The organism is Microcoleus sp. CAWBG27 (genome assembly GCF_020883145.1).
In the GTDB taxonomy this organism is placed as follows: domain Bacteria; phylum Cyanobacteriota; class Cyanobacteriia; order Cyanobacteriales; family Microcoleaceae; genus Microcoleus.
Genome location: NZ_JAHREU010000029.1, coordinates 68,890 through 81,883 on the forward strand (window position 1 = coordinate 68,890; position 12,994 = coordinate 81,883).

Genomic DNA, 12,994 nt, shown 5'->3' on the forward strand with positions numbered 1-12,994 from the left:
TATAAGCGAAGAGCGCTGAAGCGCAACTACATACCTTGGAATCAGCGCTTTTTTATAGATATAAGCGAAGAGCGCTGAAGCGCAACTACGTACCTGGGAATTTGCGTTCTTTTATAGATATAAGCGAAGAGCGCTGAAGCGCAACTACATACCTTGGAATCATCGCTTTTTCCTAGATATAAGCAAAGAGCGCTGAAGCGCAACTATATACCTTGGAATCAGCGCTGTTTCATAGATATACGCGAAGAGCGCTGAAGCGCAACTACATACCTTGGAAGCTGCGCTTTTTTATACATATACGCGAAGAGCGCTGAAGCGCAACTACATACCTTGGAAGCTGCGCTTTTTTATACATATACGCGAAGAGCGCTGAAGCGCAACTACATACCTTGGAAAATGTCCTACTATTTAATATTTTCCGAACCAACGGCTTCGGAAATTGAATTAAATCCTTTTTCTTCTAACTTTTTCAGCAAGCCTGCTAAAATTCGGCGCACCATCCAAGGCCCTTCGTAAACCCAACCTGTGTAAACTTGAATTAAACTCGCACCTGCGGCAATTTTTTCCCAAGCATCTTCGGCGGTGAAAATGCCACCTACTCCAATTATTGGTAATTCGCCTTTGGTATATTGCCAGATAAATCTGATTACTTCTGTCGATCGCTCTTGCACTGGCATTCCGCTAATTCCGCCCGCTTCTTCGGCGATTGGTTTGCCAGTTTCTCGCAAGATTTGGGTTTTCAGTCCGTCGCGGCGGATGGTGGTGTTGGTGGCGATAATTCCTGCTAGTTGGTAGGTTTTTGCTAAGTCGAGGATGGATGCGATCGCCTCTGGTTCCAAATCCGGCGCAATCTTGACTAAAATTGGCTTGATTCCCCGATTTTCTTGTTGCAAAGTTTCCAAAATTGTGCTAAGCCCAGCAGCATCTTGGAGCGATCGCAATCCAGGCGTATTCGGAGAGGAAACGTTGACTACAAAATAGTCGCCCCAATCTTTGAGCAGCTTAAAACTCTCCAAATAATCGGCTGCGGCCAGCTCTAACGGTGTTACCTTAGATTTACCTAGATTGATGCCCAAGGGGAAAGGAGACTCAGGCATGGGGCGCGAGCCGTCTAATTTTAACTTTTTTTGTGCTTCCTGAAACCGGGCTGCCATTGCCGCGGCTCCTTGATTGTTAAATCCCATGCGGTTGAGGGCTGCACTGTCAGCCTCTAAGCGAAACAACCGAGGTTGGGGGTTTCCGGGCTGGGCTTGGGAGGTGACTGTACCGAGCTCGGCAAAGCCAAAGCCAAAATTTGCCCAAATGTCCGCAGCTACGCCATTTTTATCAAATCCTGCGGCTAAGCCGACAGGATTTTTAAAGCTCAGTCCCCACTTCGATTGTTCGAGGCGAGAATCTTGGACTCTCAAAGATTTCTGCAATCGCCAGAGCATTTGACTGGTGGCAGGATTAGACTGGGTTCGGGCTGCTATTTCTAGAACTTGAAGAGTGCGGTTGTGCAGCCACTCGGCATCGGTTTTCAATACCGAAAACAACAGCGGGCGCACACCTAATTGATAAATATCCAATGACTTGTCCTGGGGAAATTGACAAATGAGAAATGAGAAGGGAAATAAAAATAGTCAGCAGGAGACTGGAAAGGGGGAGCCTCTGAGTTTTGCTTTGATAGTGCTGTCCCCGAAGAATGAGTCTGTTATAACCAAGCGAGCCGGGACAGCACTATAAAATGCTTTTGATAAAAATGAGCTGCTCCTCTGGAAAGGTGAGATTTTTACTTCGACTTGAACTGCGATCGACCGGATCGACATTTTAGATTGAAGCATAATTTAGACGACTATATTATAGGTTGATTCTTTTCCATTTTAAATTTTGAAATTTTTAAGTTTGTAAGTTGAAATTGGACAAAGGTGTGGGGAATCTGGGACATGGGGCAGGAGCAAAGAGCGAAGGATTTAGACGAACAAATCGCGGGGCTGGAGCGCGTGCTCCAGACTCTCCGAGAAGAGGAGAATGTGGAAGTGCTGCTGGAGACGGCACTCGGTTACTTGCAAGCGGAATTTGACTGGCGGTTGATTTGGATCGGGTTGTACGATCGACAGGCGCACCGATTGTTAGGGAAAGGCGGCATGACTCCTAACGGTGACTTGTCTTTTCTCAAACAGCGGTTTGCCCTGACTCCGGGGGATTTGCTGGAACAAGTGGTGATTCAGATCCGGCCCGTGGGAGTCCCGGATTTGCGATCGGAAAACAGAGCGGGAGAATGGCGCAAAGCGGCTCAGACTTACAATATTCAAGGCACGACTCTGTTTCCACTGCGCTACAAAGACCGCTGCTACGGCGTAATTTTGCTGGGAACAGACGTGTGGGGTTCTGCGCCAAATTCGGCAGAAAAAACGCAGTTGGCGATCGTATTTGGAGCGCTGGCAACTGCTCTTTATCAAATAGAAAAAGATTGGCAGCGACAACAGGTCAAACGCCCGGACGAGTCTCTGTTAGCGCTGATTTCGCAGTTGCGGGAATTGCGATCGCTCGACCAATATTTGCAAGCGGTAGTCGAACAAGCCCATGAATTTATTGAGCCGACGCGCACTAATGTTTATTGGTTTGAGCGAGAGCGGCGCTATTTTTGGCGCCGAGTCAGCAACCGCCAAATTGCTCCTGGTTTGGGTACGATCCGACCGGCTTCGGGCATTACTGTGCAAGACTTGGGCGAATTTTATCAGGCTTTAGCGGCCCAACAAATAGTTTGGATCGGTGAATCTCACAGTTCTCTAAAAACTGAGCTGACGGGGCGGTTGATGCAGCAAATCCGGGCTCGCTCTCTGTTGGCGGCGCCGATTGTTTTGGAAGGGGAATTGTTGGGATTTTTGGCAGTGGAAGCTGGCGAGCCGCGGATTTGGCAAGACAATGAAAAACAGTACCTGCGGGGAGCGGCGCAATTAGTGGCTCTGACGGCTCCTCTGTCGGAAATGGAGGAGAGGATTGAGCAAACACAGCTCGATCGAGATTTAACTGCTGGAATAGCCCGCGCCATCTACAGCGATGCTGAATGGGAGGTGACTTTGAAAAATACGGCCGAGCAGTTGTGCTCTCGGCTCAAATGCGAATACTTTTTGCTGTTGTTGTACAGGGAAGAACAAAATCGCTTTGAAATTGTCTCCCAAAATCTGCCCCGCAACCGCAGACAAGTACCGTCGCCGCTCAACGCCCTTGATGCGGCTGATGTGGGGCTGGTGCAAGAAAGCGGGGAACCTCTGGCGATCGAAAATTGGGAGGAAGACGGGCGGTTGGGCGCTTGGCGGGAAGTGCTGGCGGAAGCGGGGGTACGATCGCTTTTGGCATCGAGCACTCGCGCAAAACAGTCGGAGGGAGAAAACCCCAGTCGAAAATCGAACATCGAACATCGAAAATCGATCGAGGGTTTGCTGGTTGTCGGGCACAGTGCAACTCGCACTTGGAGGCGATCCGAGCGAGAATTAGTTCGAGTAGTCAGCCAACAGTTAGGATTGATCCTGCACTCCTGGCAGCAGAGTTCGGAAATTGACAAATATCAGGAATTTGAGCGATCGATCAAATCGGGTTTGGCGCTGTTGCAGAATTCGGGCGAGCCGCAATCTCCACAACAGAAATTTGTTGCTTCGCCGAATATGTTCCCAGAGTTGCCGCTGCAAAAGCTCGATCGTCATTTTGCCGAACACGTTTCCCAGACAATTGCCTGTCCTTTAGTGGCAGTAATTACTTGGAATCCCGGCCACGAGGCTGCTTCAATCTCCGCCGCCGTAGCTGCCAATCCCGTATTTGCCCTGAATCCCGAGGCGCTGATTCCTGTCCAAACAGACGCTTTGATCCAACAAACCCTGGCTGAAGGAGGCGTGCTGCAACAGAGTATGAGCCAAGTGCTGCTGGCGACGAAGCGGTGGCTGCGGAGTCCAGGAATTGGCGAAATTATGACAGTGGCGCTGCGGAGCGCCCCAGAACACGCTCCCCTGGGCATTGTGGTGGTGGCGGACGCTCCTGGCCGCCAGTGGTCGGAGTTGTCGGTGAATTTGCTGAGTTCGATGGCATCTCAGTTGGCTTGGCGGCGCAGGTATGTGGCAGTGCAATCGGCGCAGGAGTCGCAGCGATTGGATCTGGAGATGCTCAACTGGTACAAGCAGCGCCGTTTCGAGGATTTTTACCGGACTGTGGCAGCGGGCGTCAAGGAGTTGGGAGAGTTGAGCCAGTCGATTTTGCGATCGGCGAAGGAACAAAAGGATGCTCTGAAAACCTTGCGCTACCAACAGGTTTTGCGGCAAATTGGCAATGCTTTGGGGTCAATTCATTTGGTGCTGAAACAGGAACAGTGGCGGCCGCAATTCGGACAAGATGCGGTGCCTGTGAGCGCTTGGCTGAGGCGATCGCTCGATCGCACGGCCTCCCTGGTCAAACAGTCGGGAATCTTGCTGGAAGTCAACAGAGAGACCGCTGTGTCACTGCCTGCGGGTCAGACTTTGGGAGTTCGCGGGGATGGCATCAAGCTAGATTTGATCCTGTGCGAATTGCTGGCGATGGCTTGCAGGCGCTCCGGAGTTGGTGACAAGGTGGAGATTCGCTCTCAACTTTTGGGAGAAGATTGGCTAGAATTATCTGTGATTGATAGTGGCGAGTGCGATCGACAGTTACTTGCCGGCTTCAACGGCGGTTTCCAGGGCGATATATTGGCCGTTACGTCAAATAGGTCGATCGTGCAAAATCTCTTAATTTGTCAGCGAGCAGTACGCTTAATGGGGGGAGACTTTTCCTTAGAAATATTAGAAAATAAGTTAATTGTCGCCCGTTTAGTCCTGCCGCTAGCCACAGCTTAAAATTCTATAGGAAGCAGCAAGGATAGGTCAGGTTCGTAGTGAGGACTTCAGTCCTTTCCAGGTTCGTAGTGAGGACTTCAGTCCTTTCCAGGTTCGTAGTGAGGACTTCAGTCCTTTCCAGGTTCGTAGTGAGGACTTCAGTCCTTCTTCAGGTTCGTAGTGAAGACTTCAGTCCTTCTTCAGGTTCGTAGTGAAGACTTCAGTCCTTTCCAGGTTCGTAGTGAGGACTTCAGTCCTTCTTCAGGTTCGTAGTGAGGACTTCAGTCCTTCTTCAGGTTCGTAGTGAGGACTTCAGTCCTTCTTCAGGTTCGTAGTGAAGACTTCAGTCCTTCTTCAGGTTCGTAGTGAGGACTTCAGTCCGCATCCCTAAATATTCAATGAAATCCTCACGATTAAAACCTGCATCGAGAAATGGATGATTAACATCCAAAGTATTGAAAACCCTCTCCTTAAACCGAAGGACTAGCAGTTTCCACCACCTCAGAGTTCGGGAAAAATCTTTCAGTAATCCAAGCAGTTACAATATGAGAAAGCAATCCCATCGGCCCAGCAAACAAACACAAAGCCAAAGAATGAACAGTCCAAACACCCGTCCGCTGTCCTTCCAAATAAATCCAGCGTCCCACAAACAAATCCATCACTAAAAAATGAATCCATCCCGTAGCAGCCGCCGTTTCCTCCCCCAAAAACTTAGCAATATCTGCCAACTTAGGATTGGACAAAGCAGCCGCATTTTCTGGAGTCAGACTGCTACCAAACAAATATATGTACAAGACGGCGAGCACAGCAAACGGAATAAAAGAATTCATCACTTTGCGGGTGATTCCCCAGTTGGGTAATAAAATCATAATTGCCCAGAAAGGCAAAACGAACAAATTGCCTGCATTAAAAATTAGTTCTGGCGTCATAGTCGGCTGTTGGCTCCTGTAGATGAATGCAATCAAGGATAGTGTTATGATTACTTTACACAATTTTTGCAAAAATTTCTCAAAATCCGCAAAAATCCGATTCGCAAATTAGAGATAATTGCTAGATGTATCGAAAATGTAAGATTTACGCAGGTATGTAGTTGCGCTTCAGCGCTCTTTCATATCTATAAGCAAAGAGCGCTGAAGCGCAACTACGTACCTTAAAGATTGAAATCTAATAGCTTAAACCTATGACAACAAATTATAATCATAGGTATGTAGTTGCGCTTCAGCGCTCTTTCATAAATATATAAGCAAAGAGCGCTGAAGCGCAACAACGTACCTCAAGAACAGGTATGTAGTTGCGCTTCAGCGCTCTTTCATATATATATAAGAGCGCTGAAGCGCAACTACGTACCTTAAGAACTAAAAGGTAAAACCTATGACGACAAATTATAATAACTTTTCCGATTGGTGCAAGTACAAAGATAATCTCTCTGACGGCGCCAAACATACTGTAGAAATACTATTGCAAATATCAGATACTACCGAGTGCGATCGAGCTAACGAAGTGCTTGCTAATACAACCGAAATAAATCTTAAACTTGCTCAACTTACCGATATCAGTCCCCTGTCATCTTTCACTCAACTTACCAATCTAAATCTTAGTAGCAATCAAATATCTGACCTCGCTCCCCTGAAATCTTTAACCAAACTGAAAACTCTGATAATAGATGTCAATCAAATATCTGATATCAGTCCGCTTTCATCTCTCACAAATCTGACTAGACTCGTTCTCGATACCAATCAAATATCAGACATCAGTCCCCTGGCACCTCTAACTAATCTTATCGAACTTGTCTTATTTGACAACAAAATTTCTGACATCAGTCCCGTGAAAGCTTTAACTAACTTAAAGGCGCTGATTCTCTACAAAAATCAAATTTCCGATATCGCTACGCTGTCAAATTTAACTGAACTTCAGACACTCTACCTTTACAAAAATCAAATATCGGATATCAGTCCGCTGGCTGCTTTGAAAAATCTCTCTACGTTGTTTCTGTTCGAGAATCAAATATCTGACTTAACTCCGCTGAAAGCTTTGACTAAATTAAATAAACTGGTTTTGTTTGAAAATAAAATATCTGATGTTAGTCCTTTGGCAGGCTTGACTAATTTAGTTGAACTGAACCTCGGCAACAATCAAATTTCAGATATTACTCCGCTGAAAGCGTTAACTAATTTGACTCAACTTTATTTGTTCAATAATCCAATTGCTGATATCAGCGCGGTGCAAGCTTTGAATAATTTGTTTGTCCTCGACTTGTACAACAATCAAATCTCCGATATCAGTGCGCTACAATCTTTGCAAAAGCTAACGACGCTTGACTTGCGCGGAAATTCGATCGCAAATAAGATTTGCCCGGTGACTCCTGAATCTATCTGTCGGTTTTAATTGTTAAGGCCGTGGCGAAATCTGGGTGTGTGTGATAAGCTATCGAACGTCGGTATCAGGAGAAAGTTATGAGCGGACACGATGCTTTGATGTTAGGAATGCTGTTGTTGCCCGGTTTGGCTTTGTCGATCGCAGTTATGGGCGCTTTTGCCGCTGGTGGATAAAGTGTTCGATCGTTCGGACTTTAGTCCTATTCTAAACGCTCGGAGGACTAAAGTCCTTACTACAAACCTGCGCTTTTGCCGCTGGTGGATAAGGTGTTCGATCGTTCGGACTTTAGTCCTATTCTAAACGCTCGGAGGACTAAAGTCCTTACTACAAACCTGCGCTTTTGCCGCTGGTGGATAAGGTGTTCGATCGTTCGGACTTTAGTTTTATTCTAAACATCGGAGGACTAAAGTCCTTACTACAAACCTGTTGGTAGTGAGGACTTTAGTTTTATTCTAAACTATGGGAGGACTAAAGTCCTTACTACGAACCTGTGGCGGCTGGCTTCACAAAAATTGTGCTGTCACATCGGAATTGACTAGGGTATTCGCGCACAAAATACCCGATGCTGCGACGGCGGGAACCCCGATTCCGGGCATAGTGCTGTCTCCCACTCGATATAAGCCTTTGACTGGTGTTTGCGGCCCCGGAAATGTGCCTTTTCCAGCGGCGATTCCAGGCCCGTAGGTTCCTTGATAGCGGTGCAAAAATCGGGCGTGGGTTAGCGGTGTGCCGATCGACTCCAGGACTATTCGCGATCGCAAATCCGGTATAATTTTTTCTAAAGCTTTGAACAGAGATTGCGATCGCCCTTGTTTCCTTTCCTGATAACCGCCGCCATACTCCCAGCCTGCGTAAGGTTCCAATGTATAGGCGTGAATCGCGTGATGTCCGGGCGGTGCAAGAGTTGCATCCCACACAGTCGGAATCGAAATCATGCAGGTATTTCCGGGTACTGTAATGTCAACCTTGCTGTCATGAACGACGACGTGGTGGCCGGTCAAGCCTTCGATTCCTTCGGCTTTAATGCCTAAATGCAGGTGCATGAAACTGTCTACTGCGGGCATCGATAAGGCAGTTTTTCGATAACTTGCAGGCAAATCTTCGGGGCGCAGTAATTTTGTATAAGTATCCCAAACTGTGGCATTTGAAATCACAATTGGGGCGCGGATTGTTTCGCCACTTTTCAAGCGAACTCCCGTAGTTTTGCCAGATTCAACTAATATTTGCTCGACGGGAGTTCCCAATCGCAACTTTCCACCCCAGCGCTGCAAGCCTCGAACTAAGGCATCCACGATCGCACCGCTGCCACCTACAGGATACTCGATCGCCGATCGCGATCGTTCCCCAATCATAAAAGCGATTTCTGGCGCGACAGTTTCGTGCGCTTTCAAGCCCGATAGCAAGAAGCACTCCAAATCGATCAAACGCCTCACCCAAGGATCTTGCACGTCCCTATCCATTAATGTACCAGCCGAACTGGCGATCGCACCCAATGACGGCAAAAGCTTCAGCAAAGCAGGCGAGTAGCGAGACAGCAACACAGGTATCAACCGCCAGTCGGATCTCAGTGCTAAAGCCGGAATTCCCCGCAAACCTTCATATAAAACTAATAAATTTTGTTGAAATTGCTGCAATTCTATAGCACCTTGCGGTGCGAATTTAGCTACAGCATCTAAGTAATTTCTCGCATCAGCATAAACTGGCAAACTTCCCTCAGGAAAATGGTAATGCCCCAGGGGATCGTAAGCAATAGCTGCGATCGATTCCTCCAAAATATTCAAGACTTGCCGCAAAGGATTCAGCGACTGGGCGTCACTCAAACCGCAATAAAAAGAAGGCCCCGAATCAAAGTGAAATCCCCGGCGCGAAAAGCTGTGAGCAGCCCCGCCCGCTATGGTGTGGCTCTCGCAGACGAGTACCCCTTTGCCGTAGCGAGCCAGCATCGCACCCGCCACCAAGCCGCCAATACCGCTGCCAATTACGATCGCATCAAAGTCTTGCATTTATCAAATGTGGTATGATTTTATTATTTATCGCTGACTCTTGACTCGCCCAAAAACGGGTACTGTGCCACGTACTTAAGTCGTGGACATACTAAGATTTTACACTCTTGTTCGGGTTCCTTTGATTCAATGTGAGAGTAAATCTAAAATCTAAAATCTAAAATCTAAAATCTAAAATCGACTAATAGGGTATTTTTTGGGGGAAAAAACTATGCAATCTTTATCTATTTTAGATGAAGTTGTTCGCGAACTTGAACAAGATCTGAATCTTTCGCGCATTAAAAAAATCATATTTTTTGCTTGTAAAGAGAGTTGGGAAAACGATCCGGCAAAACTTGCCAGCGAAGATGTAGGAAAGTTGATTGAAGAGATCTGTGCTAAATACAGCAGGTTAGAAGATATTGAAACAGTTTTAAACAATATCGTTGCCAAGGTTAACAAAAAAACCGAGTACGCCTTAGTGGCAGATAAAATCGTCTGCCAACTGAGCAGGCTTTACGAATACCAAGATTTTACCAAATTAGAAACAAATATATCTAATTTTGGTGGTAGCGAAGCACCTGCATTTGATGACCACTTCAATTCGCAACTGCCCGCAGGGGAGTCGCCAGAAAGAGACGCCGGAAACTTGTTTGATGTCCGACAAAAAATTGTACAGCAAACCAATCCGCTGAGGGCAAAAATCCTGATTTTTTCTACTCTTTATCACGATTTCACTTTTAGCGAGCGCGATTGGCTGCTGCTTAAAACCCAAGAACTTGACAAGCTGCTGCGACAACTATTTAATGTCTGTGGCAGCCTGGCCGAACTCGAATCTAATTTGTACGGAACTGCGGGCAAACTCGACAACACAGACGAATGCGACCAAGCAGCTAGCGTGATTATCAAAGCAATGAATCCTTGTTACGCAAAATTGCAACAGGAAGAACGCGATATAGCCGAAGATTCGGTTAGCGAAGATTCGTCTACCGAAGACTACGATCAGACGCATTTAAACAACAGTTTTTATGAAGATATTGTCCCGGTTGACAGGCGCAACGAATATTTTGAACCGGGAGATATTACTCAGATCATTCAAGCTGCTCCGGCTCACTATCATTATGACCCCCAGAAGAGTTACTTAGTACCTGCTCCGGTAGAAAGCATACAGTTTAAAGACTCAAAAACCAGCAGCAATAATGCCACTGCTGATGTCAGACAGGAATTGGTAGAAACAGTCGAAGTTGCAGAAATGCCGACAATTGTCGAAAGTGTAGAACCAGCCCCTCCTGTTACTATCAATATTACCGATTCCATCAAACGCAAGTTGGGATTGGAAGAGGAAATGAAAGGCTTAGTCAGTCAAAGTGCTAACTCCGCAACAGCGCAAATAGAACAAATATTCAGCGAGTTAGAAGCTGCTATGAACGGAAAATTTTCTACAGAAAGTGCCGAAGAGCGTTTGTATTGGAAATATAAAAGTCTGAGAAATTATGTAGCAAAAATTCAGGGATTTACAGACAAATTAATGGAAATGCTGAGCGAAGTTGAGTCAAAAGAAAGCGGGTTCTCTCCTGCTGAAATCCAGGAGAATATTGCCGAAAATAGTTCAGCAACAGAGCCACAAAACTCTAGCCACAAACCAAATCAGTATCAGCTTGTGGAAATGGCAAAACAAGGCAAACCAAAGGCGATCGCCATTTTGATCAATCAATTGCTACAACCTAGGGGAATTACTGCCACAGCGGGATTTAAAGAGGGTTGGCTCCACGTCATTCTGGAGTCTGCCGAAGTCCCAAGCCAACAGGATACAGCTACATACATTTACAAAAAACTGGGTACTTTAAAATCACAGTCTCTGACTCATGTGAAAATTCACGGGCGGCAATTAGGCAACAAAACAGTCGCTTGGACTCAAGATTTTGTGAATAAAACTAATTAAATGCCAAGATTAAAATTTGGGTTCCCAAAAACTTTCATCCCTTTCTAAGAGACCATAACTGCCATCGATCTATAAATAGCAAGTAGAGTTTGCTAAAAATCAACAACAAAACAACATGAATGCTAGCGAAATTTTAAGGCGATATACATCAGGAGAACTTGATTTTCAAGGTATGAATCTGAGAGGCGTTCACCTGAGCGGTGCAGATTTAATTGGCGTCAATTTAAGCAGTGCTGACCTCTGGGGTGCCAACTTAACGATGTCATACCTGAACAGAATTAACCTTCAGCGTGCAAATTTAACTAATGCCAAGTTTTCGGGTGCTAACTTAAATCAGGCAAACTTAAGCGGAGCAAATTTGTCTGATTCCGACTTCCACGGAGCTAGTTTGCAAGGTGTAGATTTTCGCAAAGCTAACATTTCTTTGGCAGTTTTTATCGATGCAAATTTGACTGATGCAGATATGCGAGGCGTCAATTTGCAAGGTGCAGATTTACGCGGTGCTTGCTTGCGCGGTGCGAATTTCCGGAAGGAACAGCGGATTTTTGAGGGTGTAAATTTACGGGGTGCAAATTTGCAAGGTGCAGATTTGCGGGGTGTCAATTTGCTGGGTGCAGATTTGACTAAAGCTAATCTCAGTCAAGCGAATTTGACTGAAGCAAATCTGCGGGAAGCAAATTTGACTCAGGCAAATTTGAACCAAGCTATTTTAGATGGCACATTTTTAACTGAAGCAACTTTGGTAGAAACAAATTTTTCCTGGGCTGTGATGACAAATGCTAAGTTGGAAAGAGCTGTGTTAATTGATGCTGAATTGGCTGGTGCTAATTTGCGCGGTGCGTTTCTTCCTGATGCTAAGTTGAGTAATGCTAATTTGGTGATGGCTGATTTGAGTCGTGCTAATTTGGTGCGTGCTGATTTGAGTCGTGCTAATTTTAATCAGGCGAATTTGAGTGAAGCTGATTTGACTGATGCTTATCTGGCTCGAACTGATGTGCGGGATGCTATTTTACACCGCACAAGTTTGATTAGGGCTGATTTGAGTACGGCTAATTTAGCGGGCGCTCAATTCCGCGGCACGATTATGCCTAATGGAGAATTGCACGGTTAGGAATTGGTAATTGTTAGGTACGTAGTTGCGCTTCAGCGCTCTTTATTTCTTTATATATGAAAGAGCACAGCAATTAGGTACGTAGTTGCGCTTCAGCGCTCTTTGCTTATATAAATAAAGAGCGCGCAAGCACAATTACATACCTGGTTCGATCGCCCAATTCGCCCACAGCAATTAGGTACGTAGTTGCGCTTCAGCGCTCTTTGCTTATATAAAGAAAGAGCGCTGAAGCGCAACTACATACCTGGAAATTCTATAATCAATCTATATTCTAAAATCTATAATCAAATGGCGACACCAGTTGATTTTCCTAAATATCTGCAATCCCTAATTAAGTCCTATGAAAGCCAACCGGATCTCTACACGCTGACAGATTTACAGGTAGAGGTGCGGGTGGAAATTTCACCGGAAAATCGATCGCCCGAAACGCCAAAAAATAAACCAGAAACGAAAATAGAGCGCCTGGAAGTGCTCGCGGGAATCCGTAAATACCTGCGCGACGGAAATGTGCTGTTAGTGGGGAAGCCCGGTTCGGGAAAATCGACGGTTTTGAAGCGTTTTCGGTGGGAATTGGCACGGGAAGCACTCAAGGATTGCGATCGACCGATTCCCGTGTTGGTCGAGTTGAGGTACAATAGACCTCTTGCGAAAGTCTCAGGCGAGCGCTAATTTGTCTTCAAAGAAAGTTCATAATTATAAATGCCAGCAATCAAATTAAATCTCAATCCGAAGCGTCTTCTTCGATTTCGATATCTCGACG

General features: G+C 45.9%; 8 protein-coding genes and 1 pseudogene. 5 read left to right on the forward strand and 4 right to left on the reverse strand.

Annotation, left to right across the window (positions count from 1 at the left end):
* Positions 1-404 precede the first annotated feature (404 nt).
* Positions 405-1,568: a quinone-dependent dihydroorotate dehydrogenase gene (locus QZ938_RS17445; protein ID WP_293356128.1), complete on the reverse strand. Its 1,164-nt coding sequence runs from the start codon at positions 1,566-1,568 to the stop codon at positions 405-407.
* Between the two features lie 357 nt (positions 1,569-1,925).
* Between QZ938_RS17445 and QZ938_RS17450 the strand changes: the two genes are divergently transcribed.
* The gene (locus tag QZ938_RS17450) at positions 1,926-4,844 is read left to right on the forward strand and encodes a GAF domain-containing protein (protein ID WP_293356125.1); all 2,919 of its coding nucleotides are present in this window, start codon (positions 1,926-1,928) and stop codon (positions 4,842-4,844) included.
* 449 nt (positions 4,845-5,293) lie between these two features.
* Here QZ938_RS17450 and QZ938_RS17455 read toward each other — a convergent pair whose 3' ends face one another.
* Positions 5,294-5,752 carry an ABA4-like family protein gene (locus QZ938_RS17455; protein WP_293356121.1) on the reverse strand — a complete coding sequence of 153 codons (459 nt, stop codon included), beginning with the start codon at positions 5,750-5,752 and terminating at the stop codon, positions 5,294-5,296.
* Between the two features lie 442 nt (positions 5,753-6,194).
* Between QZ938_RS17455 and QZ938_RS17460 the strand changes: the two genes are divergently transcribed.
* Positions 6,195-7,208: a leucine-rich repeat domain-containing protein gene (locus QZ938_RS17460; protein ID WP_293356118.1), complete on the forward strand. Its 1,014-nt coding sequence runs from the start codon at positions 6,195-6,197 to the stop codon at positions 7,206-7,208.
* Between the two features lie 494 nt (positions 7,209-7,702).
* Here QZ938_RS17460 and QZ938_RS17465 read toward each other — a convergent pair whose 3' ends face one another.
* On the reverse strand, positions 7,703-9,202 hold the full coding sequence (locus QZ938_RS17465) for an NAD(P)/FAD-dependent oxidoreductase (RefSeq protein ID WP_293356115.1): 1,500 nt from the start codon (positions 9,200-9,202) through the stop codon (positions 7,703-7,705).
* A 211-nt stretch (positions 9,203-9,413) separates the two neighbouring features.
* On the opposite strand from QZ938_RS17465, the gene QZ938_RS17470 reads away from it, so the two are divergent.
* The 3 genes from QZ938_RS17470 to QZ938_RS17480 all read left to right on the forward strand — a co-directional run bounded on the left by QZ938_RS17470 (position 9,414) and on the right by QZ938_RS17480 (position 12,903).
* Positions 9,414-11,123, forward strand: a complete 1,710-nt coding sequence (locus QZ938_RS17470) for a hypothetical protein (protein WP_293356112.1) — start codon at positions 9,414-9,416, stop codon at positions 11,121-11,123.
* 115 nt (positions 11,124-11,238) lie between these two features.
* A complete protein-coding gene (locus QZ938_RS17475; protein ID WP_293356109.1) occupies positions 11,239-12,234 on the forward strand; it encodes a pentapeptide repeat-containing protein in 996 nt (331 codons plus the stop codon).
* 288 nt (positions 12,235-12,522) lie between these two features.
* Positions 12,523-12,903, forward strand: coding sequence for an NTPase (NACHT family) (locus tag QZ938_RS17480; protein ID WP_293356106.1), 381 nt, complete (start codon positions 12,523-12,525; stop codon positions 12,901-12,903).
* Here QZ938_RS17480 and QZ938_RS17485 read toward each other — a convergent pair.
* Positions 12,900-12,994: pseudogene (locus QZ938_RS17485) on the reverse strand (IS5/IS1182 family transposase); the annotation flags it as partial. The gene QZ938_RS17480 and the pseudogene QZ938_RS17485 overlap by 4 nt on opposite strands.